Raw genomic sequence first — 24526 nt, 5'->3', positions numbered from 1 at the left:
TAAGACCCGATCGGACCGACCGTTAACTCGGAAGGTCGCCCCACCGTGATATGTGCCAGATATTAATACTCCGAGGCAATTTGCTTGAAATTCGTCGTCCTGCTCATGGCGCTGGCCAGCGCGTTTCCGCTCAGCCTGGGGCTGCGCGGCAATGCAATGTTCGCCCGCCTGTTCTGGACGCTGTTCGGCCTGCTGCCCTTCCTGGCGGCGGCGCTGCCGATCTTCGACATCGGCATCATCTCCTGGGCGGGCGAGTGGGTCGGCTTCGTCTACAGCCTCGAGATCACGATCGTCGACATCCTGGCGCTCGCGGCACTGCTCGCGGTGCCGGGCGGGCCGGTGCCGTGGGCATACAAGGTGCCGCTGCTTGTCTATATCGCGGTCGCGTCGCTTTCGATCTTCCAGGCCACGGAGCCGCTGGCCGCGACCTTCGGCATCTGGCAGTTCATGCGCATGTTCCTGGTGGTGGTGGCGGTGGCGCGGGCGACGCGCCACGACCCGAAGGTCGTCGTCGACATCCTGCGCGGCATGGCCATCGGCATGGGCATGAACGTCATCGCCGTGGTCTACCAGCGCTTCGGCCTCGACCTGACCCAGACGCGCGGGCTGTTCGTGCACCAGAACACGCTCGGCCTGACCACGCATTTCGTGCTGTTCCCGCATCTGGCGATGCTGCTCTACGGCTATGGGCGCCTGCGCTATCTCGTGCCGGCGATCCTGGCGACGGTGCTGGTGGTGATCTTCACGGCGTCGCGCGCGGCCGTCGGGCTCGCGGCAATCGGCATGGTCATCACATACTGCGCGCTGGCGCTCGCCGGGCTGACGCAGCGCAAGGTGATGCTGGCGCTGGCGGCGGCGGTGGCGCTGGCGGCGGTTGCGCCGGTGGCGATCTCGACCTTCCAGAACCGCTTCGAGGCGGTGCCGCTCACCGAGGAAGAATATGACGAGCGGGCAGCCTTCGAACTGGCGGCGTCCTACATCGTGGCCGACTATCCCGCCGGCGTGGGCGTCAACCACTATGTCTACATCGCCAAGAATTTCGGCTACTCGGAGCGGGCCAACGTTTCGCCCAGCGAAGGCAACCGCAACAACATCGTCCACAACGCCTACTGGCTGGCCGCGGTCGAGACCGGCTATCTCGGCCTGTTCGCTTTCGTCCTCATGCTTGCCGTACCCCTCTTAACCGCCCTGAAATGGGGCTGGCGCGAACGGATGACCGCCGAGGGCAACCTCCTGCTCGGCATGGGCGTGGCGATGCTGATCGCCTATGTACATTCGATGTACGAATGGGTGATCTTCGCGCGCGAGATCCAGTATCTGCTGTTCAGCACGATGGGCATGGCGTTCGGGCTGTCGCTGCGCGCCGCGGTCAAGTGGCGGACGGCACCAGCCGTGCGAGCCGCGACAAGGAGCGCCCATGCGGCGCCGGCCCGCCCGTCGGCGATGCCGGCGCGCTGGCAGGCAACACGATAGAAGCGAAGTCCGGCCGACCATGAAGATCGCCTATTTCCTGAACACCTACCCGGCGCCGAGCGCCACCTTCATCCGCGGCGAGATCGCCGCCCTGGAGGCACTCGGCGTGGAGGTCGTCCGGCTGGCGGTGCGCCGCTTCGACGGTCCGCTGGTCGACCCGGCGGACTGGCAGGAAGTGGACATGACGCGCTACCTGCTCGACGGCAACGTCAAGGGCCTTTTCAAGGCCGCGCTACGCGAATTGTTCGTCAATCCCGCGGGGCTGGCGCGGGCGCTGCCGGCCTGGTGGACGCTACTCTCCAATGCCAGGGGCGGAGCGATCCGCCACGTCGCCTACATGATGCAGGCGGCGGCGCTGCGGCAGCAGGCGAAGCGGCTCGGGATAGGCCATGTGCATTCGCACTACAGCAACAACGCCGCGGCGGTGGCCATGTTGGCCTCCATTCTCGGCGGCCCGAGCTACAGCTTCACCGCCCACGGCCCCGACGAATTCGTCGAGCCCGAACGGCTGAGCTTCGAGGAGAAGATCGCCCGCTCGGCCTTCGTGGTGGCGATCTCCAACTTTGGCCGCGGCCTGCTCGCTTCGCTGGCGCGGCCGCAGGATGCCGGCAAGATCCACGTCGTGCGCTGCGGCATAGACCTCGGCGACTTCGAACCCGCACCGGCGCCCGCGCCGGACAACCTGACGCTCGTCTGCGTCGGCCGGCTGTGCGCAGCCAAGGGGCAGGTGCACATCCCGGCCGCCGTCGCCGCGCTCAAGCGCGACTTTCCCGGGATCAGCGTGGTGCTGGTGGGCGACGGCGACAAGCGCCAGGAGATCGAGGCAGAGATCGCCCGGCACGGCGTGGCGCAGGAGGTCAGGCTGCATGGCTGGGCGAGCAATGGCGAGGTGCGCCGCATGATCGCCGGCGCGCGGGCGCTTCTGCTGCCGAGCTATGCCGAGGGGCTGCCGATCGTCATCATGGAGGCGTTCGCCCTGGGGCGGCCGGTGATCTCGACGACGGTGGCCGGCATTCCCGAACTCGTCGACGAAAGCTGCGGCTGGCTGGTGACGCCCGGCGACCACGACCAGCTGGTCGGCGCCATACGCGCGGCGCTCACGGCCGGTCCGGGCGAGCTGCAGCGGATGGGGAGCGTGGGACGCGGACGCGTCGAGCAGAGCCACGACCGCCGCCGGCTGGGGCGCGAACTGCTGCAACTGTTCGGCGGAGCGAATGGGGACGCCCGGCCATCCTCGCAGCCGCCGGCCGACCGCACCGCCGAGGCGGCCGAATAGATTACTTGTATTCGATGATGGCGGCCCGGCGCCTGAGCAACCGGTTGGCGTAGAAGCGGACCACGCCCTGCGCCTCGGGAAACTTGGCCAGCGTGACGAACAGGGCGTAGGTCCAGCCGGAGCGCCCGGCCACCCTTTCGCGAAGCGCGATCCGCGCCACCTGCAGCGGATAGAGCAGAAGCAGGGCGAGCAAGGCCGGGTGAAAGACAACCGCCGCGGCCAAGATCGCGGCCGGGAGCGCGAAACCCCACAGCAGTGCCCGGCGCACGTTGGCGCTCCATATGGCATGGGGCGAGCCGGCGTGCCGGGCCGCGACCTCGGCATAGGCATGGCCGGCGCGCGTGGCGCGGCGCCACCATTGGCCGAAGCGCATGATGTTGGCGTCGTGCAGCGTCATCTCGGCGTCGAGGCGCCAGATGCGCCAGGCGGCACCGCGCAGCCTTACGCACATTTCCGGCTCCTCGCCGGCGATCAGGTCGGGGGCGTAGCCGCCCACCTTTCGGAACGCCGCGGCCCGGACGAGGCAGTCGCCGCCGGTCTCGGTCGCCTCGCCGACGGGCGTGTCCCATTCGCGGTCGCACAGCGCGTTGTAGACCGATTGCCCGGGTGCCCGCTCGCGCCGCCGGCCGGCGACGACCGCGACGTCGTCATGCGCGGCGAGGAAGGCGTGGGCTCGCGTGATCCATTCGGGGGCGAGCGTGCAGTCGCCATCGACGAACTGCACGAACTCCAGCTCCGGCCGGACAGCCTCCAGCCGTGCGAAGCCGGCATTGCGGGCGCGGGCCGCCGTGAACGGCAAGGTCATATCCAGCTCGACGACCGCGGCGCCCAGGCGCCTCGCCGCTTCGGCGCTGCCGTCGGTCGAGCCGGAATCGACATAGACCGTGCTTGCCGCCAGCTCGCCGAGCGAGAGCAGGCAGGAGATCAGCCGCGCGCCTTCGTTCCTGCCGATGACGACGACGCCGACCTTTGCCCCAGCCGCCTTCATCTCAGCCCGCGGCTCCGTCGAAGGTGGTGCCGAAGCCCAGCTGCTGGCGCAGCAACGTCAGGCCGGCCAGGAGACCGAGCATGAGGATGCTGAGCAGAACGTCCTGGACGAAGAAGGAAACGCGCTCGCGATACTGGCCGAAGAGGATGATGAAGTAGCGGCAGAGGTCGCTGAGAGCGATGACGAGAATGGCGCCGAGCAGCCCCTGGAAATAGAGGCCGACAGGGATGCCGATCGCCAGCGACGCCAGCTTCACCATGTTGCCGGCGGCGCCGTAGAGCGGCTTGCCGACGCCCAGCAGGGCGTATTCGTTGATGCTGCAGAGGATGGCGCCCCAGACGCCGACCAGCAGGATCGGCAGCATCCAGGTGGCCTGGTGATAGCGGGCGTCGTAGATGATGCGCACGGCGACGTCCGCAAAGGCGATGCCAAGGGCCATGCAGACCGCACAGGCGAGCAGCAGCTTGAGCCGCAGCGGGATCAGGCGCTTGCGCAATTCGGCGCGCGGTTTGTCCTTTTCCCGGGAGATCAGCGGGAACACCACTGAATAGCCCAGGCGCGCGCTCAGCGCAGCCGGAAGGTCGGCGATGTTGCGGGCGATGCCGTAGATGCCCAGCATCGCCAGCGGGATGCTCTGGCCGAGGAACAGCTTGTCGAAGCTGGAACTCAGGAACGACAGCAGCGAGGCGATGTAGATCCACTTGCCGAAATGCAGGATCTGGTGGGCGTAGTTCGGCTGCCAGGCAAACCAGTTGCGCCCGTAGGGAAGCAGGTATGTCGAGCAGGCCCTGACCGCGGCCCCCAGCACACCGGCCAGGATCAGCGACCAGATCGTCGGGCTGTAGAGGGCGAGGCCCACGACCAGAAGCGCGCCGATGACATCCATCGACAGGTCGAAGAGGTTGAGGCGGATGAGCTGCATCCGCCGCTGCAGGATGTAGATCGAAACCGACGCCGCGCCCATGATCGCAAGGCTGAGCGACGCGAACTGGATGGCGGTGGTGGGCAGGGAATAGAGCCGGCCGAGCGGGGCGGCGGCGAGGAACATGATGCCGAACAGGATCATGCCGCGCAGGATCTGGATGGTCCAGGCCGTGTCGCGGAAGGATTTCTCCTCGCCATGGCTGTTGTGGATGATGTTCTGGCCGATACCGACGTCCGAGATCAGCTCGATGCCGCTGCGCAGCGTGTTGATGACCAGCATGATGCCGAAGACTTCAGGCACCACCAGCCGCGACAGGATGACGTTGGAACCGAAGCGGAGGACGACTGAAAGGCCGTAGGTGCCGATCGTCCAGACGGCGCCCCGCATCACCAGCTTTTCGGAAAGTTGCATCAGTCCTTACACGCAAGGCATTCGTCGTGGGCGGGCAGCTGCCCTTCAGGCACAGCGGCGAAATCGATGCATCAAACCACGAAGAGATTAGCGGATCCTTGCCTTGGAGGCCGGCCGGCATGCGCGGAGGGGGTCGGCGCGTCCCGTCGCGCAGCCCCACGCCAGCCCGAAAGCGGGATGCTCCTAGTGGGCGACCGCCGTCTCACGGACGGTGACGAACGGATCGCCGTCGGCCGCCGAGGGCGACAGGCCCGTGGCCACGACCGAAACCTTGAACTGCCCCGCCAGGGACTGGTCGAAGATGGCCCCGACGATGATGTCGGCATCGTCGCCGACCTCTTCGCGAATGCGGGTTGCCGCCTCGTCGACCTCGAACAGCGTCATGTCCATGCCGCCCGATATCGAGATCAGCACGCCGCGGGCACCCTTCATCGAGCGCTCGTCGAGCAGAGGATTGGCGATGGAGGCTTCCGCCGCCTTCATGGCGCGGTTGTCGCCGGTGCCGATGCCGGTGCCCATCATGGCGCGCCCCATGCCGCGCATCACCGTCTTGACGTCGGCGAAGTCGAGATTGATCAGACCTTCCTTGACGATGAGGTCGGTGATGCAGCCGACCCCGGAGAGAAGGACCTGATCGGCGATGCCGAACGCCATCTCGAAGGTCGTGCTGGCGTTGGCGACCCGGAACAGGTTCTGGTTGGGGATGACGATGACGGTGTCGGCGGCCTCGCGCAGGAGTTCGATGCCGCGCTCGGCCATCTGCATGCGGCGCTTGCCCTCGAAGGCGAAGGGTTTTGTCACCACCGCGACCGTGAGGATGCCCGCCTCGCGGGCCGCCCGGGCGATGACCGGGGCCGCGCCGGTGCCGGTGCCACCGCCCATGCCGGCGGTGACGAAGCACATATGGGTGTCCGACAGGTAGTCCATCACCTCGTCGATCGACTCCTCGGCCGCCGCCTGGCCGATCTCCGGCAAGGAGCCCGCGCCGAGCCCTTCGGTGACCAGCGCGCCGAGCTGGATCAGGCGCGGTGCCTTGGACATGGTGAGCGCCTGGGCGTCGGTGTTGGCGACGATGAAATCGGTGCCGGCCAAGCCCTGGGCGATCATGTTGTTGACGGCGTTGCCGCCACCGCCGCCGACCCCGATGACGGTCAGCTTCGGCCTCATTTCTGAAATCTCTGGCTTCCTGGAAGAGCTCATCTAGTCCGGTTCCTGCACGATGCCCCAGCCCGAATCGGATCATGTCTAGGGAATCAGATCGACGGCCACGCCGCAAGGCTGCCCTGCCCACGCTCAACCGGATTTCCGCCACGGCGAACCGTCGGCGAAAGCCGGAAGGACCGATGCGAATAGGCGGCGGGCAGAGAAAACCCGTGGAATCTCCCTGAGAATCAATCACATTGGGCCGTCGCTCGGGCAGGCGTCCGCAAACGGCGCGCGCCTCTTTTGTCGCTCGAACCAATCGAAGCCAGATGCCCATTCACGAACTTGCCGCACTTGGAGCCGCCGTCTGCTGGGCCATGACCGGGCTGATCTCGGCCGGCCCTGCCGGGCATCTCGGCGCGCCCGCCTTCAACCGCGTCCGCCAGGTGTTCGTGACGGTGATGCTGGCGCTCTACGTGCTCGCCACCGGCGCCTGGCGCGAGCTCGACGCCAGCAATGTCGGCCCCCTGCTGCTCTCCGGCTTCGTCGGCATCTTCATCGGCGACACGCTGCTGTTTGCGGCGCTCAACCGGCTCGGGCCGCGGCGCTCCGGCATCCTGTTCGCGCTCAACGCGCCGATCGCCGCCCTGCTCGGCTGGCTGGCGCTCGGCGAGGGCCTGTCGCAAACGGCGATCGCCGGCATCGGCCTGACGGTCGCGGGAGTGCTGCTCGCCATCCTCTTCGGCAAGCGGCGGGCGCAATTGCACGAATGGGAGGCGGTCAAGGGCCCGCTGTGGATCGGGGTCGCGCTCGGCCTCGGCGCCGCGACCGGCCAGGCGATCGGCTCGATCATCGCCCGCCCGGTGATGGCGACGGGCATCGACCCGTTCGCAGCCTCGATGCTCCGGGTGGGCATCGCCGCTCTCTGCCTGAGCGTGCTGATCCAGCTGCCGATCCCCGCCGTCAAGCCGAAGGGGCCGCTGACCTGGAAAGTGGCGGCGCTGACGGCGCTGACCGGCATCATCGCGCTCGCCATCGGCATGACGCTGTTGTTGTTCGCGCTGTCCGGAGGCAAGGTCGGCATCGTGTCGACGCTGTCGGCCACCTCCCCCGTGATCATCCTGCCGATGCTGTGGGCGAAGACGGGCGAACGCCCCGCCGGCGGCGCCTGGGCCGGAGCGGCGCTGGTGGTCGCCGGCATGGCGCTGATCTTCTTGCGCTGAGAAGGACGACGTCCTCGACGCGGCGTCCAGCAGCTCAGGCGGCCGCTTCGACCGGCAGGCCGGCGGCCTTCCATTCGGGATAGCCGTCTTCGAGCCGGCGGACGAGATAGCCCCGCGCCCTCAGCGCGGCGACGGCTTCGAAGGACATGACGCAGTAGGGCCCTCGGCAATAGGCGATGACCTCGCGGTCCGAGGGGAGTTCGCCCAGGCGGCGCTGGAGGTCCGAGACGGGAATGTTGAGGGCGCCGGGAAGATGGCCGGCCACGAACTCGTCCTCCGGCCGCACGTCCAGCACCGTGACCGACCCCTCGTCCAGCCTGGCGACGAGGTCCTTGCGCGACACCGGCTCCAGCGCGTCGCGGGCGCGAAAATAGTCGGCCATGACGCGATCGATCTCGGCCAGGTTGCGCTCGCCAAGCCGGCCGAGCGCGCCCATGACGTCGACCACCTCGGCCTCTCCGGCGAGGCGATAGTAGATGTGCTTGCCGCGGCGCTCGGTGTCGACGAGCCGCGCCCGGCGGAGGATCTGCAGGTGGCGCGAGGTGTTGGCGAAGGTCAGGCGCGCGCGGGCCGACAGCTCCTCGACGCTGCGCACGCCCTGGGCGAGATGCTCGAGCAGCTCAAGCCGGTGCGGGTGGCCGAGCGCCTGCGCAACCTCGGAAAGGCTGCCGTAGATCGCCTGCTTCGGTCCGACGCTTGACATGAGACCTCCTCAATGGAACATTCAGCAGAATGATTGAATGTTATCCGTTCATGGAATGGAGTTCAAGCCCATGATCCTGCGCCAGTTCCTTCATGCCGACCCCGTCGGCATTTCCTACCTTTTCGGCTGCGGCGGCAAGGCCACCGGCGCGGTGGTCGATCCCGTCGGCGACGTCGAGTTCTACCTGCGCGCGGCGAATGCCACGGGCATGCGCATCAATTTCGTCGTCGACACGCATGTCCATGCCGACCACATTTCCACGGGCCGTGCGCTCGCCGAGGCGGCCGGCGCGGAATACGTGCTCGCGGCGGACGCGGAGGTGGCATTCCCGTTCAGGGGGGCTGCCGACGGCGACGTGCTGCCGCTCGGCAATGTCACGGCCACAGTGATGCACACGCCGGGCCACACGCCCGAGCACATCTGCCTGCTGGTGAGCGACCACACTCGTGCCGACGAGACCTGGTTCGTCCTGACCGGCCATACGCTGATGGCGGGCGACCTCGGCCGCACCGAACTCGCGGTCAGTGCCGAGCAGGGAGCGAAGGATCTGTTCCGAAGCGTGCAGCGGCTGAAGGCGTTACCCGACCATGTCGAGGTGATGCCCGGCGCCTATGCCGGCTCGGTGTGCGGCCGGCGCCTGAGCGGCAAGCCCTGGTCGACCATCGGCTTCGAGAGGCGCCACAACCAGGCCTTCGGCATCGACGACGAGACGGCATTCATCCGCTTCATGCTGACCGACATCCCGCCGGCGCCGCCGGAGGCCGCCCGGATCAGGGCGGCGAATTCCGGCCTCTCGACCACGGCGGCCCGACCATGAACGAAACCGCATCGACTGCCCAGGACGCCAAGGCGCATATCAGGCTCGGGCTCAAGGAAAACTGGCGCCAGTTCGCGCTGCTGGTACTGATCAACGCCTTCGTGGGCGGCATGGTCGGCATCGAACGCACCGTCGTGCCGCTGATCGGCTCCGAGGAGTTCGGCATCGCCTCGACGACGCTGGTGGTCTCTTTCATCGTCAGCTTCGGCGTCGTCAAGGCGCTCGCCAACCTGGTCTCGGGGCAACTGGCCGACCACTGGGGCCGCAAGCGCGTGCTGGTTCTAGGATGGCTCGTCGGTCTGCCGGTTCCGTTCATGATCATCTGGGCGCCGAACTGGGAATGGGTGATCGCCGCCAACGCCCTGCTCGGCATCAACCAGGGGCTCGCCTGGTCGATGACCGTGATCATGAAGGTCGATCTCGTCGGACCGAAATCGCGTGGCCTGGCGGTAGGCCTCAACGAGTTCGCCGGCTACCTCACCGTCGGCGTGACGGCATTCCTCACCGGCTACATCGCCTCGCGCTACGGCCTGAGGCCGGCCCCAATCTATCTCGGCGTCGGCTACGCGGTGATCGGGGCGGCGCTGTCGATCCTGCTGGTCAAGGACACGCGCGACCACGTCCGGCTGGAAGCCGCCACGCACGCCAAGGAGGCCTCGCCGCTCGGCTTCCGCGAGGTGTTCGCACTCACCTCGTTCAAGGACCGCAACCTGTTCGCCGCGTCGCAGGCGGGGCTCGTCAACAACCTCAACGACGGCATGAGCTGGGGTATCCTGCCGCTGTTCTTCGCCTCCTTCGGGCTCGGGGTCGAGCGCATCGGCATACTCAAGGCGGTCTATCCGGCGGCCTGGGGAATCCTGCAGGTCGCCACCGGCCCGCTGAGCGACCGCTGGGGGCGCAAGGGGCTGATCGTGGCGGGCATGTGGGTGCAGGCCGGCGGCCTGTTCCTCACCGCGGCGACGCGATCCTTCGAGTGGTGGCTGCTCGGCAGCCTGCTGCTCGGACTGGGCACGGCGATGGTCTATCCGAGCCTGATCGCCGCCGTCTCCGACGCCTCGCACCCGAGCTGGCGGGCGCGGTCGCTGAGCGTCTACCGGTTCTGGCGCGACCTCGGCTACGCCATCGGCGCACTGTCCGCCGGGCTGATCGCCGACCGCTTCGGGCTGCCCTGGGCGATCGGATCGATCGCCGCGCTGACCTTCGTATCGGGCGTCGTGGTCGCGGTCTGCATGCGCGAGCGGGCAACCGGCCATGTCGCGGTCGCCTCCCCGATACGCGACGACGAGGCGGCCGACGAAAGCGCGGAGAATTCCAGGAAATAATTCCCGGGCCCGGGCACTCCGGTGCCACCATCAGCCGCAGGCCGCCTGCACGACCGTGACGGCGATCATGTGAAAGACGTCGTCGGCGCTGCAGCCGCGCGACAGGTCGTTGGCCGGCTTGGCGAGGCCCTGCAGGATCGGCCCGATGGCTTCCGCCCCGCCGATGCGCTGGGCGATCTTGTAGCCGATGTTGGCGGCGTCGAGATTGGGGAAGACGAAGACGTTGGCCTCGCCATGCAGCGCCGAGTTCGGCGCCTTGGCAGCGCTCACCGCCTCGACGAAGGCGGTGTCGAACTGCAGTTCGCCGTCGATGACGAGGTCGGGGTCGGCGCCATGTGCCAGGCGCGTCGCCTCGACGACCTTGGAGACGCGCTCATGGGCGGCGCTGCCATTGGTCGAGAACGACAGCATCGCCACCTTGGCAGGCGCACCGGCGAGAGCCTGGTAGGAACGCGCGGACATGCGGGCGATGTCGGCGAGGCCGGCAGCGTCGGGATCGACCACCAGGCCGCAGTCGGCAAAGACGAAGGCGCCCTTCTTCACGTGGTGCGGCTGGCACAGCATCATCAGGAAGAAGCTGGAGACGAGGCCGACGCCGGGCGCGCGGCCGATGCATTGCAGGGCGGCCCGCACCGTGTCGGCAGTGGTGGCGACCGCGCCGCCGACGGTGCCGTGGGCGTGGCCCTCGCGCACCATCATCGCGGCGAAGACGAGGGGAGCGCGCACGGCCTCGATGGCGGCGGCTTCGTCGACGCCCTTGCCCTTGCGCAGTTCGTGATAGGCCGCGGCGAGGCGTGGCGTCAGCGGAGAGGTGGCGGGGTCCTCGATGCGGATGTCCTCGCCGCACGATCCGGCAGATGCAAGGCGCTGCTCGACGATCTCGCGACGGCCGACGAGCGCGATCTCGGCGATGCCTTCGCGCACCGAACGAAGCGCCGCCTCGACGACTCGCGGGTCCTCTCCCTCGGGGAGAACGATGCGGCGGGGAGCTGCCTTGGCGGAAAAGAGGATGCGCTCGAGCGGTTTCATCAGGCGTGTCCCAGATAGTAGATGCCGGCGAGGATGAAGAGGCCGATGAAGACGGTCTCGGCGACGATGAGGGCAACGGCGTCGCCGCCGACGTCGAGCACGCGGCGCGGCGAGGTCTTCATCGGCTCATTCCCGGGTCACGAAGCTTTTGTCGTCCGCCCGCCCGGCGGCCCGGGCGGGCGGTTTGTCGCCAGATCATGCCCGCTGCTGCGGGCGCATGTCGGCGCGGTCGATGCCCGCCACCGGCACCGGCTTCTTCATCGCGTCGCGGCGGAAGGGTTCGCCGAGTTCCTGGTTGAGGATGACCTCGACGAAGGTGGTGATGCCCTTGGACTGGTCGTCGATGGCCTTGGCCAGCGCCTCGGTCAGCTTGGCGGTGGTGTCGACGACGACGCCCTTCAGGCCGCAGCCTTCGGCCACCTTGGCGTAGCTGAGGTTGGGGTTGAGCTCGGTGCCGACGAAGTTATTGGCGTACCAGAGCGTCGTGTTGCGCTTCTCCGCGCCCCACTGGTAGTTGCGGAAGATCACCATGGTGATCGCCGGCCAGCCCTCGCGGCCGATGGCGCCCATCTCGTTCATCGAGATGCCGAAGGCGCCGTCGCCGGCGAAGCCCACCACCGGCATGTCGGGGCAGCCGATCTTGGCGCCGACGATCGAGGGGAAGCCGTAGCCGCAGGGGCCGAACATGCCCGGAGCGAGATACTTCCGTCCCTGCTCGAAGCTCGGATAGGCGTTGCCGATGGCGCAGTTGTTGCCGATGTCGGTGGAGACGATCGCTTCCTTGGGCAGGGCCGCCTGGATCGCCCGCCAGGCCTGGCGCGGCGACATGCGGTCGGCCTCGCGCAGGCGGGCACTCGCGTTCCACTCGGTGCCGACGTCGTCTTCCTCATGGTCCATCGACGACAGCTGCTGCAGCCAGGCCGAACGCGTCCGGTGGATCGCCGCCTTGCGCTGCTCGCGGCCTTCGTTGCCGGCCGACGGGCTCAGCTGCTCGAGGATCTGGCGGGCCACCTGCCTGGCGTCGCCGCAGATGCCCACCGAGACCTTCTTGGTCAGGCCGATGCGGTCGGCGTTGATGTCGACCTGGATGATCGAGGCATTCCTGGGCCAGTAGTCGATGCCGTAGCCCGGCAGCGTCGAGAACGGGTTGAGGCGGGTGCCGAGCGCCAGCACCACGTCTGCCTTGGCGATCAGCTCCATCGCCGCCTTGGAGCCGTTGTAGCCGAGCGGGCCGGCGGCGAGCCGATGGCTGCCGGGGAAGGCGTCGTTGTGCTGGTAACCGCAGCAGACCGGTGCGTCGAGGCGCTCGGCCAATGCCATCGATTCCTGGATGGCGTTGCCGATGACGACGCCGGCGCCGTTGAGGATGACGGGGAACTTTGCCTCGGACAGCAGGCGTGCGGCCTCCGTGATCGCCTGCGGCCCGCCGGCCGGACGCTCGAAACGCACGATGGAAGGCAGGTCGACGTCGATGACGTGGGTCCAGAAGTCGCGCGGGATGTTGATCTGCGCCGGCGCGCAGCCGCGCCAGGCCTTCTCGATGACGCGGTTCAGCACCTCGGGAATGCGCGAGGGGTCGCGTACCTCTTCCTGGTAGCAGACCATCTCCTCGAACATCGCCATCTGGTCGACTTCCTGGAAACCGCCCTGGCCGATGGTCTTGTTGGCCGCCTGCGGCGTGACCATCAGCAGCGGCGTGTGGTTCCAGTAGGCGGTCTTCATGGCGGTGATGAAGCCGGTCACGCCGGGGCCGTTCTGGCCGATGGCCATGGACATGGTTCCGGTGGCGCGGCTGAAGCCGTCGGCCATCATGCCGGCGTTGGTCTCGTGGGCGCAGTCCCAGAACTTTATGCCGGCCTTGGGGAACAGGTCCGACACCGGCATCATGGCCGAGCCGATGATGCCGAAGGCGTGCTCGATGCCGTGCATCTGCAGGACTTTGACGAATGCTTCTTCGGTGGTCATTTTCATTTCTTGGTTCCTTTCGATTGGGCGGCGGTCCGGCTCGGGAGGGCTAGAGAATTTCGTCCTTGAGGTAATACCAGCGGTACATGCCCCACTGGCCGAGGCGCCTGAACGGCGTGAGCAGGCCGTGGCTGGGCAGGGGCGAGGTGAAGATCGGTAGGTCGAGCACTGTCCCCTTGCCCGCCACCATCTGGGCCATGCGGCGGCCGGCCTGGGCCGAATACATGACGCCGTTGCCGCCATAGCCCATGGCGTAGAACAGGCGCTGCTTCGGATCGGGCTGGAAGATGCGCGGCATCATGTCGTGGCTGACGTCGACCCAGCCCCACCAGGAGTAGTCGACCTCGATGCCGCGCAGGATCGGGAACTTGCGGTACAGCCCGGCCAGCAGCAGGTCGAGGTGCCTGGGGTTGACCGCGTCGCGGCCGGTAATCGCGCTGCGGCTGCCGATCTGCACGCGCCCGTCCGGCAACATGCGGTAATAGTGGCGTAGCGTGCGCGTGTCGGTGAGCGGGATCAGCGCCTTGAAGTTCAGTACCTCTCGCTCGCCCACGGACAGCGGCCGGGTGACGATCGAATTGGACAGGATCGGCATCAGCCGATGGCGGGTCAGTTCGTGCAGGCCGGGCGAGGTGTAGCCGGCGGTGGCGATGCACACCGCACGTGCCCTGACAGTGCCGCCCGGCGTGCGGAGATGATGGACGCCGCCCTTGAGTTCGCTGCCGAGCACCGGGCTCGACGTGTGCACCTTTGCGCCGAGCTTGCGGGCGAGCCTGAGGTAGCCGAAGGCGAGCTTGGCGGCGTGGATGCCGATGCCGTCGGGCTCGTACATGGCTCCCCTCGCCTCGGCATCGCGGACGAAGTCGCTGTGCACCTCGTCGCGGCCGACCATGCGGGCGCGGTAGCCGAAGACGTCGTTGAGCAGGCGCGTCTCCTTCTCCAGCGCCGGCAGCACCTTGTCGCGGTGGGCGATGTAGAGATGGCCGCCATCCTGCGGGTCGCAGTCGATCTCCGGTTCGCGGATCAGGCCACGGAACAGGTCGAAGGCCTCCGATATCTCGGCGTGCAGCTTCCTGGCCACGTCGACGCCCCAGCGCTCGATCCACTGCGAGCGCTTCAGCCGGCCCGAGGAAATCTGCGCCTGGCCGCCATTGCGGGTCGAGCAGCCCCAGGCGACGCCGTTGGCCTCGAGCACGGTCGCCTTGATGCCGTGCTCCCTGGCGAGATGGATGGCACAGGAGAGGCCGGTGTAGCCCGAGCCGACGATGGCGACGTCGACATCGATGTCCTGCGTGACCGGACCGTCGTCCTCCGGCTCGGCACCGGCGGTGGCGATCCAGTAGGTCGGCGCATAGTCCTTGCCGTCGCCGGGATTGGGCGCATGCACCGGGTCATAGGCCGGATCGAACGGCTTGCGCCGCGCCGACGGCCTGACGAGCTGATGTTCCATTTTCGCCGTTCCTCCCCTCACCGATCAGGCGCCCGCCGAAAGCAGCGGCCGGTTCTTGCGGAAGGCCTGCTTGCGCACGATCCTGCCGCCGGCGACCGTGAACAGGTCGCAACCCTCGGCCTCGATGCGGCTGCCGTCGGCGTTGGTGCCGGTGAACGTCCATTCCGAGACGGCGCGGTCGCCGTGGACGAAGTGGCCGTGATGGGCCCAGTGCGCATCGGGCATCGCCTTCCACACGCCGCTGAAGGCATTGGCGATGGCCGCGATGCCGTCGAAGCGGGCGCCGTAGACCTCCGGGCCGGCGACCGCGTTGAAGACGCAAGTCTCGGCGAAGAAGCTCATCACGCCGTCGATGTCGTGCCGGTTGAAGGCATCGAACAGCTGGGCAAGGTCGTCGGCGGTCAGCGCCATGGTGTGGTCCTCGTATTTCCGGGGCGGCGCCAGGCATGGCTCCGCCATTGCCGGGCAAGCCGGCCGATTGCTCTCGTTCGGTGGTTCGGGTTCTAGGCGGCGGCCTCAGCCGGGCGGCGACGTCGCCGGATGCATGAGCTCTGCCATCAGATCTTGCCCTTCCAGGGGATCAGCACCTTCTCCAGGTAGCGGAGCAAAAGGTCGAAGGCGAAGGCGAAGACACCGATGACGACGATGCCCATGATGACCGTGTCGCTGGCGAGGTATTCGGCAGCGTTGAGCACCATGAAGCCGAGGCCGCGGTGGGCTGCCACCATCTCGGCGGCGACCAGCGTGGTCCAGCCGACGCCGATGCCGATGCGCATGCCGGTGAAGATTTCGGGCAGCGCGGCCTTGAGGATGACCTGGCCGATGACCTGGGCGCGGGTGGCGCCCATCGCATAGGCGGCGTGGATCTGTTCGGTCGAGACCGAGCGTACGCCGGCGCGGGCGGCGATCGCCATCGGCGCGAAGATCGCGAGGTAGATCAGGAACACCTTCGGGAACTCGCCGATGCCGAGCCAGATGATGATCAGCGGCAGGTAGGCGAGCGGCGGCAGGGGACGGTAGAACTCGATGATCGGGTCGAACAGGCCGCGAATGGTGCGGTTGACGCCCATCAGGATGCCGACCGGCACTGCGGTGACCAGCGCCAGTGCGAAGGCGCCGAGCACGCGGCCGAGGCTCGCCAGCGTGTGCTGGAGAAGCGTCGAGTTGGACACGCCCTCGGTCATGGCGACCACGAACTTGTCCCATACCGCGAGCGGCGAAGGCAGGAACAGCGGCTTGACCCAGCCCATCTCGGTGACCAGCAGCCACAGGCCGAACAGCACGAGCGCGGTGATCAGGCTGATGTGGCCGCTCATGCCGTCGCCGGGCGCGCCGTAGATCTTGCCGGGACGGACCGGCCGTGCCCTCGATACGCGATCAAGCATGGAGGTGTTCCGGGCTGCCGGACTGGCGCTCGTCGCCATAGATGATGCCGAGGATCTGTTCGCGCATGTCGATGAAATCGCGGCTGGATTTGATTGCACGGGCGTTGCCCTCCTCGAGGAAGCGTCTATTGAAGTCGAGCTCGTAGGTGTGGGTGATGCGGCCGGGCCGCGGCGACATGACGATCAGCCGGGAGCCGAGGAAAAGCGCCTCCTCGACGCTGTGGGTGATGAAGAAGAACATCTTGTTGGTGAGCTGCCAGACCTTGAGCAGCAGCTCCTGGATGGTCTCGCGGGTCAGCGCGTCGAGCGCCGCCATCGGCTCGTCCATCAAAAGCATTGCCGGATCGCAGGTCAGCGCCCGGGCAATGCCGACACGCTGCTGCATGCCGCCGGACAGGTGGTAGATCATGTGGCGGTGGAAGTCCTGCAGGCCGACCAGCGCCAGGTTCTTCGTGGCGATCTCGCGGCGGGCCTGCTTGTCTATGCCGCGCAGCTTGAGGCCGAATTCGGTGTTGTCGATGACGTTGAGCCAGGGCAGCAGCGCGTGCTTCTGGAACACGACGCCGCGGTCGGCGCCGGGCCCGACGACCTGGCGGTCGCCGAGCGTGATGTCGCCGCCCGTCGGCGCCATGAAGCCGGCCATGAGGTTGAGCAACGTGGTCTTGCCGCAGCCCGAGGCGCCGAGGGCGACGACGAAATCGCCGCTCTTGATCTCGAGGTTCACACCCTTGAGGGCGATCACAGCCTGGTCGGAGTAGAGCCCCGGATAGGTCAGGCTGACATTGCTGACGTTGAGGGTTTCCATCGCGTCGAGCCTTTCGAAGAATTGCCGTCCAATGTGAATGCGGGAGTGGCCGCCGGCAGCCTGGTGTCCGCGCCGGCGGCCATCCGGATCAGTCGGCCGCCTGCTTCGCGTAGCTCGCGTTGACGTAGGGCGCGTAGTCGTCGAGCGCCTTGTCGATCTGCTTCTGGGCGACGAGGAACTTGGCGCTTTCGCTCAGCGCCTTGATGGCGCCGCCGCCCAGCCAGGTATCCGACGCCTGTTCCGCGGCCGTCGGGAAGGACAGCAGGCTGAGCGCCTCGACAGCGCCAGGGCCGTCGCCGCCGATCAGCTTGACGATACCCTGGACCTGCGGCGAGTCCGCCGTCCAGGCAGCCTTGTTCTCGTTGTAGTCGGCATAGGCCTCGGCCAGCACCTTGGTGAAGGCAGCCATGAACTTCGGATTGTCGGCAGCCCATTTCTTGTCGGCGACGAGGCCGTCGAAGGTGGGCACCGAGGCAGCGCCGATGGTCTCGGAATCGGCGATCGTCTTGCCGTTCTTGAGCAGTTCGGTCAGTGCCGGCGGCCAGACATAGGCGGCGTCGATGTCGCCGCGCTGCCAGGCGGCGATGATCTGCGGCGGCTTCATGTTGAGGATGTTGACCTCGCGCGGATCGACCTTCCACACCTGTTCGAGGCCGACCAGCAGATGGAAGTGCGAGGTCGAGACGAACGGCACGCCGACATTCTTGCCCTTGAGGTCCTCGGGCTTCTCGATGCCGGAGCCGTTGCGCACGACCAGCGCTTCCGACTTGCCGATGTTGTCGAGGATCCAGAACAGCTCGAGGTCGACGCCGCGCGTGGCCGCGGCGGTGGTGCCGGTCGAGCCGATGACGCCGATGGGCACGTTACCGGAGGCGAGTGCGGTCGAGATGTCGCCGCCCGAACTGAACTGGCGCCAGTCGATCTGGTAGCCCGCCTCCTTCGCCGCCGCATCGAAGCGGCCGTCGGCGATGGCCGTGACGAACGGACCGACAATCTGCTGGTAGCCGACGACGACCGTCGTCTGGGCATAGGCGAGGCCTGCGGCGAATATACCGGCCGTTAACGATACGGCGCCGGCCAAGTGCTTGAAATGCTTGAAATGTATCATCGTTACCCTCTTTGTTTTGTAGCTGCCGGTTGTTCCGGGAACTTGCCGGCTTTGGCGCCGGTCTTGGTTCTATATAAAATGGATAAATGACCCTGCCCGATTGCCTTATATCCAGTTTGGAAGTTGAATGATTCCAGTTGCAACTGTCGAGCGGCCATGGCGCATCCAACTGTTTCGGAGACGGTCTTCTTCCTCGACAACGCGAGCCGGGTCGGCCTGCAGGCGCAGATCCGCGAGACGGTGGTCTCGGCCGTGCTCGCCGGCCGCATCCAGCCGGGCGCGCATTTGCCGTCGACGCGCAAGCTCGCCGACTACCTCAACATTTCGCGGATCACGGTGACACTCGCCTACCAGGAGCTGGCGTCGCAGGGCTACGTCGAGGCGGCGAGCCGCAGCGCCTACCGCGTCGCCGGCAACCCGCCGACGAACGCGCTCGCGGCCAATGCCCCGCAAGCGGGCGGCGACGCCATCGACTGGTCGGCCAAGCTGCGGTCGAGCTTCATCGTCGCCAAGCAGATGCGCAAGCCGCTCGACTGGCGGCGCTATCCCTACCCGTTCCTCTACGGCCAGATGGACCCCTCGCTGTTCGACCTCACCGCCTGGCGCGACTGCGCCCGGCGAGCGCTGGCGCGCGAGGACTTCGAGCAGATGGCCGGCGACTTCGCCGCCGCCGACGACGTGCAGCTGGTCAACTACATCTGCTCGCGCACCCTGCCGAGCCGCGGCATCCGCGCCAATCCGGACGAGATCCTGGTGACAGTGGGCGCACAGAACGCGCTATGGATCGTCATCCAGCTCCTGCTGCGCCAGGACGCGCACGCCGTGTGCGAAAACCCGTGCCATCCCGACATGAGCGCCTCGCTGATGCTGAGCGGCGCGCAGGTCACGGCGATCGACGTCGACAAGGAGGGCCTGCCGCCGGAGACGCTGCCGAAGGACGTCGATGCCGTGTTCGTCACGCCCAGCCATCATTCGCCGACCGGGGCGACGATGCCGGTCGAGCGGCGAGCGCGCCTGCTCGAGGCCGCCGCCGAGCAGAATTTCATCATCGTCGAGGACGACTACGAGTTCGAGATGAGCTTTCTTGCGCCGCCGTCGCCGGCGCTCAAGGCCTTCGACCGCAGCGGCCGGGTGTTCTATATCGGCAGCTTCTCCAAGTCGCTTTTTCCGGGGTTGCGGCTCGGCTATCTGGTCGCGCCCGCGCCCGTCATTCGCGAGGCCCGCGCGCTGCGCGCCCTGATGCTGCGCCACCCGCCCGGTCACCTTCAGCGCACGGCCGCCTATTTCCTCGCGCTCGGCCACCACGACGCGGTGCTGCACCGCATGCGTGGCGAATATCACAAGCGCCATGTCGTCATGGCCGAGGCGCTGAAGCGCGAGGGCCTCACCATCGCCGGGTCGTCGGCCTTCGGCGGCACCTCGTTCTGGGTCGAGGGCCCCGAGAGGCTCGACGCCGACCGGCTGATGAACGAACTCCGGCAGGACGGAGTGCTGATCGAATCCGGCTCGCCCTTCTTCCCCGACGACGACGGTCCATGCCGGTTCTTCCGCATGGGCTATTCGTCGATCCCGCGCAACAACATCGACGAAGGCGTATCGCGCACGGCCGCGCGCATAGCGAAGCTGATGGGCCAGGCGGGCGGTTGAGGACAATCCGTCGACGCCCGCGATGGGCCGGCGTCAGGCGCGCTTGCGCGCTGCGAACGGCTCCTTGTTGAGCGCTTCGTATTCCGCCTCGTCCCAGACGCCGATGACGATGCCGCGCGGCTCGCGCCCCGACATGCTGTCGATGACATCCGGGGCCATGGTGATGCGGTTATGGTGCTGTCGCGCCCAGTGGAAAATTGCGTCGGCCAGGCGCTGGCGAACCTCTGCGAAGCGCTCATCCTCGCCGAGGTCCCGCAGTTCGTCCGGGTCGTTCTCCAGGTCGAACAGCATCGGGCGGAAGCCTTCCGCGTGAATGTATTTCCAGCGCTCGTCGCGGATCATGATCAGGCGCGCGTCCTTCTGGTCGTTGCCCAGGATCTGCCTGGCTTCCTGCAGGGCGTAGTCATATTCGGATATGGCGTAGCGCCGCCAGCCAGCCGGGCGGTGCGCATCGTGCAGCAGCGGCTCGATGTTGCGGCCCTCCATGACATGCGGCTTGGCCTTGCCGCCGAAACAGGACAGGAAGGTCGGCGCGAGGTCGATGCCCTCGACCAGTTCCTCGCGCACCAGGCCGCGCGTCGCGTCGGCCTCGCGGCGCGGGTCGTAGACGATCAGAGGCACCTTGACCGAAACGTCGTGGAACAGCTCCTTCTCGCCCATCCAGTGGTCGCCGAGATAGTCGCCGTGATCGGACGTCACGACGATCATGGTGTTGTCCATCAGCCCCTTGTTTTCCATGTAGGCGAACAGCCGGCCGAGCTGGTCGTCGATCTGCTTGATCAGGCCCATATAGGCCGGGATGACGCGCTCGCGTACATCGTCGCGCGCAAAGGTGCGGCAGATGCGCGACTTGATGTAGGCACCGTAGACCGGATGCGTGGTCGCCTTTTCGGCCTCCGAGCGCACCGGCGCGATGACGTGTTCGGGCCCGTACATGTCATGGTAGGGCGCCGGCACAATGTAGGGCCAGTGCGGCTTGATGAAGGAAAGGTGGCAAAGCCACGGCTTGTCGCCGGCCTGTTCCATGAAGTCGATGGCACGGCCCGTCATGTAGGGCGTTTCGGAGAGTTCTTCGGGGATGTTCGCCGGCAGGTTGGAATATTTCAGCAGCCAGCCCGACAGGAGCTCGCCATCGTCGCCCTTTCCGGAATTGGCGAAGTCCTCCCAGGGGTTTTCCGAGTCCAGGCCATTGGCGCGCAGATGTTTGTCGTAGTCCGGGTCCGGATCGTAGGCTCCATACGGATGCAGGCCGTCGTCGCGCTCGAACGGCTCGAACCCGCATTCGGAGATCGACACCCCGATGGTCGAACCCGGGTCGATGCCCAGCCATTCCATGCCGCGGGTGTCGACCTTCATATGCGTCTTGCCGACGATCACGGGGCGCACGCCGATCTCGCGCAGGTGGTCGCCCAGCGTCGGCTCGCCCACGCGCAGCGGAAATCCGTTCCAGGTCGAGCCGTGCGAACGGCAGTAGCGCCCGGTATAGGAGCTCATGCGCGACGGGCCGCAGATCGGCGACTGGACATAGGCGTTGGTGAAGCGCACGCCGCGCCCGGCCAGCCTGTCGATGTTCGGCGTCTCGAGGTGCGGATGGCCATAGCAGGACAGATAGTCCCAGCGCAGTTGGTCGGCCATGATCCACAAGACATTCATCGGCTTGGTCATATCGATGCCTTCTCAGTAAGAAGCGGTTCGGCTCACGCGGCGTTGCCGCCACCGGCCAGCGCCAGCCGCTCGTGGTGCCATGCCAGCAGCCGCCGCTCGACGAGAGCGTAGATCCTGCCGATGGCCAGCCCGAGCGCCGCGATGACGACCAGCGCGGCCAGGCCGTCGGCGATCCTGAACAGCTGCTGGGCGCGCATGATGTAGGCGCCCAGTCCGTTGCTGGACAAAAGCAGCTCGGTCGAGACCGCGATCAGCAGGCACAGCGCCAGGCTGATGCGCACGCCGGTCATCATGCGCGGCAGTTCGGAGGGGAAATCGACCAGCCACATGATCTCGAGGCGGTTCATGCCGAGCGCCCGCGCCGACTGGACCAACTGGGGCTGCGTCGTACGCACCGCATCGAACGTGGTGATCAGGATCGGAAACAGGCAGCCATAGGCGATGACGGCGACCTTGGCTGCCGTGCCCGTGCCGGCGAAGATCATGGCGACCGGCGCGATGGCGATCGGCGGCAGCGGTCGCAGCAGGTCGAAGGCCGGCATGGCGAGATCGCCGAGCAGCCTGATCCGGCCGAAGGCGATGCCGAGCGGGATGCCCGCCAGCAGCGCGATGGCCAGGCCTGCCAGCGCACGCCCGAGCGTATAGGACGCCTCGGTCGCAAGCAGCCCGGCATCGTGCCAGAGCGAGCCGATGACGGCGCCGATGGTGGGCATGTTTGGCGTGCCGTTCAGGCGGGCAAGGACTTCCCAGGCCAGGGTCAACGCGACCAGGAACAATACGCCGGACGCGTTGATGGAGCTGTTCTTGCTTGTGGTCATGACGATTTCAGCTCGGTCTGCAGGGTGTGCCAGCTCACCAGCGGCTGCTTGAGCAGGTGAAGCGCCGCGTTGAACAGGACGCCGAGGAAGCCGGCTGCCAGAAGCGTGGCGTACATTTCGGGAATGCGCAGCGAGAACGCCGTGTCGAAGAGCAGGAAGCCCAGACCGCTGGAACCTGCGATCATTTCGGTCGCGATGGTCGCCATCAGCGACAGGCCGAGGCCGACCCGGATTCCGGTGAAGATGGAGGGCAAGGCCGAAGGCAGCCGGACGTTGAAGAGCTGCCACCGGTCGCTTGCCCCGAAGCTGCGGGCGGTCATGAGCGGCAAGGGTTCGGTGCCGCCGAAGCCGGCGACGCAGGCCACATAGATCGGCCAGATCGCCGCGAACACGATGACTGTCAGGAACATCCGCTCGTTGAGGCCCAAAGCGAAGATCAGCAGCGGCGCCAGGGCCGGCGGCGGCAAGGTGCGGCATATGTCGACGAAAGGCGCCAGGGCCTGGCGGATTTTCCGGGACATCGTCGCGGCAAGCCCGAGCAGGACCGCCAGCACCGAGGCGATGGCCAGTCCCAACGCCGCCCGCGCGAGCGTTGCGCCGGCGGCGGCCCACAATTCGCCCGATCGGGACAGCTCGACCAGCGCCCGACCGATCTGCCCGACGGTCGGGAACAGGTTCTGCGGCGCAAGTCCGGTGCGCGCGACCGCCTCCCATACGAGGGCGAAGATCGCTACGCCGAGAATGAACCGAAAGACTGGCCTGAGCGCTGACACGTCCGCAATCCCCAATGGCGCTGGCGTCAGTAGTTGACCGGAAAGACGAGGTCCGACGCCTTGACCGGACCGGCCAGCATGCCGGCCGCCGTCATCAGATCGATGAGATTCTGAAAGTCCTTCTCGGCGACGGGACCGGGGCGGGTGTCGAGATTGATCCTGGCAGCGGCCGCGATCTCCGGCTTCACGCCGAGCTGCTTTTCCATCAACGCGGCCATGATGGACGGGTCCTTCATGATGTCGCTGTTCGACCTGGCGACGGCCTTGGCGAACCTGGTAGCGGAATCGGTGTTCGCCTTCAGCCATTCGTCGGTGGCGAAGAAGCCGTCCATCAACCCGAAATAGTCGTCCTTCATGTCCGGCATGGTGCCGGGCACGAGCACCTGGGCCTTGATCTCGGGCGACAGGCGCGAAGCCGAGTAGAAGGGTTCGAGCACGCAGCCGGCATCGGCATTGCCAAGCTGCAGGGCAGCCGGAATCTGCGGGAACGGCAGCACCAGTGGCTTGACGTCCTCCCAGGCGAGACCGACCGCCTTGAGGTTGGTGCGCACGACGAGCTCGCACTGGCCGCCCGCGGCATTGATCGCGATCGTCTTGCCCTTGAGATCGGCGACCTTGATGTTGCCCGCCCGCTCCGGTGCAATCAGCCAGATGCTGTTGCCGGTCTTGGTTTCGAGCGCGAGATTGGAGAAGAACCTGACCGGCTGGTTGTTCGCCCGCGCGCTGACCACGGCAACCGCCGCCGCAAAGCCGATGTCGGCCGATCCGCTGACGACCGCCGAGGCCACCGCCGGCCCGTTGTTGAGGGTCGAGACCTCGACGTTGAGGCCCTCGTCCCTGAAGTAGCCTGCGTCGACGGCGTGCTGCAGGGAAAGCACATTGGCCGTCTTGAGCACCGCGACCTTCAGGTCTGCGGCGGCCGTGGCGCCCGCCGCACCCAGCAATGCAAGGCAGGACACGATCGCCGCCTTCGAAACCGTACCGAACTTCATGCTTTCCTCCCTCTTTGGTCCATCAGGACTTATTGTGTGCGTCGCGCATCAGCGTCATGACGTGATGGCGTATCTTCAGGAACTCCCGCATTTCGCGCGTTTCGATCTGGTCGCGCGGTTTCGGGAGACCGAGGACGATCTCCTCGCGCACCCGGGTGGGGCGCTTGGTGAGGACGACCAGCTTGTCGGCCATGTAGATCGCCTCTTCGACGTCATGGGTGACGAGCAGGCAGGCCTGCTGGCGTTCGCGCGCCAGCGACAGGATCAGGTCCTGGATCTCCGAGCGGGTCTGGGCATCGACTGCAGCGAGCGGTTCATCGAGCAGGAGAAGGCGGGGATTGGCCGCGAGCGCCCGGGCGATCGCCACACGCTGCTGCATGCCGCCGGAGAGCTGCCAGGGATAACGCTGCTCGAAACCGGCCAGGCCGACCTTGGCCAGCAGGGCGGCGGCGGATTCACGCTTGGCGGTGGCGGAACTCACCCGGTCGCGGTGCATGCCGAGAACGACATTGTTGAGAACGGCGGTGGAAAACTAGACCACGGTAGCGGCGGGATTGTCCGGCTGCGGGCGGCGTAAAAGTCGTCCACTTTTTCCCTTTTCTGCGTGG

General features: G+C 67.0%; 22 protein-coding genes and 1 pseudogene. 6 read left to right on the top strand and 17 right to left on the bottom strand.

Annotation, left to right across the window (positions count from 1 at the left end; all coding sequences use genetic code 11):
- Positions 1-84: 84 nt before the first annotated feature.
- Together J2X50_RS20180 and J2X50_RS20175 are read left to right on the top strand one after the other, a co-directional pair.
- Complete coding sequence (locus J2X50_RS20180) at positions 85-1473, top strand: O-antigen ligase family protein (RefSeq protein ID WP_429097702.1); 1389 nt, start codon at positions 85-87, stop codon at positions 1471-1473.
- A gap of 19 nt (positions 1474-1492) precedes the next feature.
- Complete coding sequence (locus J2X50_RS20175; RefSeq protein ID WP_429097701.1) at positions 1493-2749, top strand: glycosyltransferase family 4 protein; 1257 nt, start codon at positions 1493-1495, stop codon at positions 2747-2749.
- Position 2750: 1 nt separating this feature from the next.
- On the opposite strand, the gene J2X50_RS20170 is transcribed toward J2X50_RS20175, so the two are convergent.
- The 3 genes from J2X50_RS20170 to ftsZ form a co-directional block, all read right to left on the bottom strand.
- Positions 2751-3737 (bottom strand): glycosyltransferase family 2 protein, encoded by a 987-nt coding sequence (locus J2X50_RS20170; RefSeq protein ID WP_429097700.1) that lies wholly within the window; start codon positions 3735-3737, stop codon positions 2751-2753.
- Position 3738: 1 nt separating this feature from the next.
- Positions 3739-5073: an oligosaccharide flippase family protein gene (locus tag J2X50_RS20165; protein ID WP_429097699.1), complete on the bottom strand. Its 1335-nt coding sequence runs from the start codon at positions 5071-5073 to the stop codon at positions 3739-3741.
- Positions 5074-5256: 183 nt separating this feature from the next.
- The gene (gene ftsZ / locus J2X50_RS20160) at positions 5257-6273 is read right to left on the bottom strand and encodes a cell division protein FtsZ (protein ID WP_429097698.1); all 1017 of its coding nucleotides are present in this window, start codon (positions 6271-6273) and stop codon (positions 5257-5259) included.
- Between the two features lie 272 nt (positions 6274-6545).
- Here ftsZ and J2X50_RS20155 point away from each other — a divergent pair, with 272 nt between their 5' ends.
- Positions 6546-7439 (top strand): DMT family transporter, encoded by an 894-nt coding sequence (locus J2X50_RS20155; RefSeq protein ID WP_429097697.1) that lies wholly within the window; start codon positions 6546-6548, stop codon positions 7437-7439.
- Positions 7440-7473: 34 nt separating this feature from the next.
- Here J2X50_RS20155 and J2X50_RS20150 read toward each other — a convergent pair whose 3' ends face one another.
- Positions 7474-8142 (bottom strand): ArsR/SmtB family transcription factor, encoded by a 669-nt coding sequence (locus J2X50_RS20150; protein ID WP_429097696.1) that lies wholly within the window; start codon positions 8140-8142, stop codon positions 7474-7476.
- A gap of 37 nt (positions 8143-8179) precedes the next feature.
- Between J2X50_RS20150 and J2X50_RS20145 the strand changes: the two genes are divergently transcribed.
- Positions 8180-8959: an MBL fold metallo-hydrolase gene (locus tag J2X50_RS20145; RefSeq protein ID WP_429097695.1), complete on the top strand. Its 780-nt coding sequence runs from the start codon at positions 8180-8182 to the stop codon at positions 8957-8959.
- Positions 8956-10281, top strand: coding sequence for an MFS transporter (locus tag J2X50_RS20140; protein WP_429097694.1), 1326 nt, complete (start codon positions 8956-8958; stop codon positions 10279-10281). Before J2X50_RS20145 ends, J2X50_RS20140 begins: the two co-directional genes overlap by 4 nt.
- Before the next feature lie 30 nt (positions 10282-10311).
- On the opposite strand, the gene pta is transcribed toward J2X50_RS20140, so the two are convergent.
- The 8 genes and pseudogenes from pta to tauA all read right to left on the bottom strand — a co-directional run bounded on the left by pta (position 10312) and on the right by tauA (position 18023).
- The gene (gene pta, locus J2X50_RS20135) at positions 10312-11310 is read right to left on the bottom strand and encodes a phosphate acetyltransferase (protein ID WP_429097693.1); all 999 of its coding nucleotides are present in this window, start codon (positions 11308-11310) and stop codon (positions 10312-10314) included.
- A pseudogene (locus J2X50_RS20130) lies at positions 11310-11432 on the bottom strand (putative sulfate exporter family transporter); the annotation flags it as partial. The gene pta and the pseudogene J2X50_RS20130, both read right to left, overlap by 1 nt.
- Positions 11433-11505: 73 nt before the next feature.
- Complete coding sequence (xsc, locus tag J2X50_RS20125) at positions 11506-13281, bottom strand: sulfoacetaldehyde acetyltransferase (RefSeq protein WP_429097692.1); 1776 nt, start codon at positions 13279-13281, stop codon at positions 11506-11508.
- Positions 13282-13324: 43 nt separating this feature from the next.
- Entirely contained in the window at positions 13325-14725 is a 1401-nt protein-coding gene (locus tag J2X50_RS20120) for an NAD(P)/FAD-dependent oxidoreductase (protein WP_429097691.1), read from the bottom strand.
- Between the two features lie 24 nt (positions 14726-14749).
- Positions 14750-15130 carry a nuclear transport factor 2 family protein gene (locus J2X50_RS20115; protein ID WP_429097756.1) on the bottom strand — a complete coding sequence of 127 codons (381 nt, stop codon included), beginning with the start codon at positions 15128-15130 and terminating at the stop codon, positions 14750-14752.
- A 152-nt stretch (positions 15131-15282) separates the two neighbouring features.
- Positions 15283-16110 (bottom strand): ABC transporter permease subunit, encoded by an 828-nt coding sequence (locus tag J2X50_RS20110; protein ID WP_429097690.1) that lies wholly within the window; start codon positions 16108-16110, stop codon positions 15283-15285.
- A complete protein-coding gene (locus tag J2X50_RS20105) occupies positions 16103-16915 on the bottom strand; it encodes a taurine ABC transporter ATP-binding protein (protein ID WP_429097689.1) in 813 nt (270 codons plus the stop codon). The genes J2X50_RS20110 and J2X50_RS20105 overlap by 8 nt, the downstream gene beginning before the upstream one ends.
- Before the next feature lie 88 nt (positions 16916-17003).
- On the bottom strand, positions 17004-18023 hold the full coding sequence (tauA, locus tag J2X50_RS20100; protein WP_429097688.1) for a taurine ABC transporter substrate-binding protein: 1020 nt from the start codon (positions 18021-18023) through the stop codon (positions 17004-17006).
- Positions 18024-18179: 156 nt separating this feature from the next.
- Between tauA and J2X50_RS20095 the strand changes: the two genes are divergently transcribed.
- The gene (locus tag J2X50_RS20095; protein ID WP_429097687.1) at positions 18180-19670 is read left to right on the top strand and encodes a PLP-dependent aminotransferase family protein; all 1491 of its coding nucleotides are present in this window, start codon (positions 18180-18182) and stop codon (positions 19668-19670) included.
- 33 nt (positions 19671-19703) lie between these two features.
- Here J2X50_RS20095 and J2X50_RS20090 read toward each other — a convergent pair whose 3' ends face one another.
- The 5 genes from J2X50_RS20090 to J2X50_RS20070 are packed head-to-tail and all read right to left on the bottom strand — an operon-like array spanning position 19704 to position 24399.
- Entirely contained in the window at positions 19704-21335 is a 1632-nt protein-coding gene (locus tag J2X50_RS20090) for an alkaline phosphatase family protein (RefSeq protein WP_429097686.1), read from the bottom strand.
- 32 nt (positions 21336-21367) lie between these two features.
- On the bottom strand, positions 21368-22153 hold the full coding sequence (locus J2X50_RS20085; RefSeq protein ID WP_429097685.1) for an ABC transporter permease: 786 nt from the start codon (positions 22151-22153) through the stop codon (positions 21368-21370).
- Positions 22150-22926 (bottom strand): ABC transporter permease, encoded by a 777-nt coding sequence (locus J2X50_RS20080; protein WP_429097684.1) that lies wholly within the window; start codon positions 22924-22926, stop codon positions 22150-22152. The genes J2X50_RS20085 and J2X50_RS20080 overlap by 4 nt, the downstream gene beginning before the upstream one ends.
- A gap of 26 nt (positions 22927-22952) precedes the next feature.
- On the bottom strand, positions 22953-23918 hold the full coding sequence (locus J2X50_RS20075) for an ABC transporter substrate-binding protein (RefSeq protein WP_429097683.1): 966 nt from the start codon (positions 23916-23918) through the stop codon (positions 22953-22955).
- A gap of 22 nt (positions 23919-23940) precedes the next feature.
- Positions 23941-24399 carry an ABC transporter ATP-binding protein gene (locus J2X50_RS20070; RefSeq protein WP_429097682.1) on the bottom strand — a complete coding sequence of 153 codons (459 nt, stop codon included), beginning with the start codon at positions 24397-24399 and terminating at the stop codon, positions 23941-23943.
- Positions 24400-24526 lie beyond the last annotated feature (127 nt).

The sequence above is a fragment of the Aminobacter sp. BE322 genome, from assembly GCF_050433525.1.
Lineage (GTDB): Bacteria > Pseudomonadota > Alphaproteobacteria > Rhizobiales > Rhizobiaceae > Aminobacter.
This window is presented reverse-complemented; position numbering and strand designations above follow the sequence as displayed.

What these genes read in the sequence shown, in the direction of transcription:
- J2X50_RS20175 (WP_429097701.1), top strand. Translation starts at nt 1,493, where the DNA reads ATGAAGATCGCCTATTTCCTGAACACCTACCCGGCGCCGAGCGCCACC.
- J2X50_RS20170 (WP_429097700.1), bottom strand. Translation starts at nt 3,737, where the DNA reads ATGAAGGCGGCTGGGGCAAAGGTCGGCGTCGTCGTCATCGGCAGGAAC.
- J2X50_RS20165 (WP_429097699.1), bottom strand. Translation starts at nt 5,073, where the DNA reads ATGCAACTTTCCGAAAAGCTGGTGATGCGGGGCGCCGTCTGGACGATC.
- ftsZ (WP_429097698.1), bottom strand. Translation starts at nt 6,273, where the DNA reads ATGAGCTCTTCCAGGAAGCCAGAGATTTCAGAAATGAGGCCGAAGCTG.
- J2X50_RS20155 (WP_429097697.1), top strand. Translation starts at nt 6,546, where the DNA reads ATGCCCATTCACGAACTTGCCGCACTTGGAGCCGCCGTCTGCTGGGCC.
- J2X50_RS20150 (WP_429097696.1), bottom strand. Translation starts at nt 8,142, where the DNA reads ATGTCAAGCGTCGGACCGAAGCAGGCGATCTACGGCAGCCTTTCCGAG.
- J2X50_RS20145 (WP_429097695.1), top strand. Translation starts at nt 8,180, where the DNA reads ATGTTATCCGTTCATGGAATGGAGTTCAAGCCCATGATCCTGCGCCAG.
- J2X50_RS20140 (WP_429097694.1), top strand. Translation starts at nt 8,956, where the DNA reads ATGAACGAAACCGCATCGACTGCCCAGGACGCCAAGGCGCATATCAGG.
- pta (WP_429097693.1), bottom strand. Translation starts at nt 11,310, where the DNA reads ATGAAACCGCTCGAGCGCATCCTCTTTTCCGCCAAGGCAGCTCCCCGC.
- xsc (WP_429097692.1), bottom strand. Translation starts at nt 13,281, where the DNA reads ATGAAAATGACCACCGAAGAAGCATTCGTCAAAGTCCTGCAGATGCAC.
- J2X50_RS20120 (WP_429097691.1), bottom strand. Translation starts at nt 14,725, where the DNA reads ATGGAACATCAGCTCGTCAGGCCGTCGGCGCGGCGCAAGCCGTTCGAT.
- J2X50_RS20110 (WP_429097690.1), bottom strand. Translation starts at nt 16,110, where the DNA reads ATGCTTGATCGCGTATCGAGGGCACGGCCGGTCCGTCCCGGCAAGATC.
- J2X50_RS20105 (WP_429097689.1), bottom strand. Translation starts at nt 16,915, where the DNA reads ATGGAAACCCTCAACGTCAGCAATGTCAGCCTGACCTATCCGGGGCTC.
- tauA (WP_429097688.1), bottom strand. Translation starts at nt 18,023, where the DNA reads ATGATACATTTCAAGCATTTCAAGCACTTGGCCGGCGCCGTATCGTTA.
- J2X50_RS20095 (WP_429097687.1), top strand. Translation starts at nt 18,180, where the DNA reads ATGGCGCATCCAACTGTTTCGGAGACGGTCTTCTTCCTCGACAACGCG.
- J2X50_RS20090 (WP_429097686.1), bottom strand. Translation starts at nt 21,335, where the DNA reads ATGACCAAGCCGATGAATGTCTTGTGGATCATGGCCGACCAACTGCGC.
- J2X50_RS20085 (WP_429097685.1), bottom strand. Translation starts at nt 22,153, where the DNA reads ATGACCACAAGCAAGAACAGCTCCATCAACGCGTCCGGCGTATTGTTC.
- J2X50_RS20075 (WP_429097683.1), bottom strand. Translation starts at nt 23,918, where the DNA reads ATGAAGTTCGGTACGGTTTCGAAGGCGGCGATCGTGTCCTGCCTTGCA.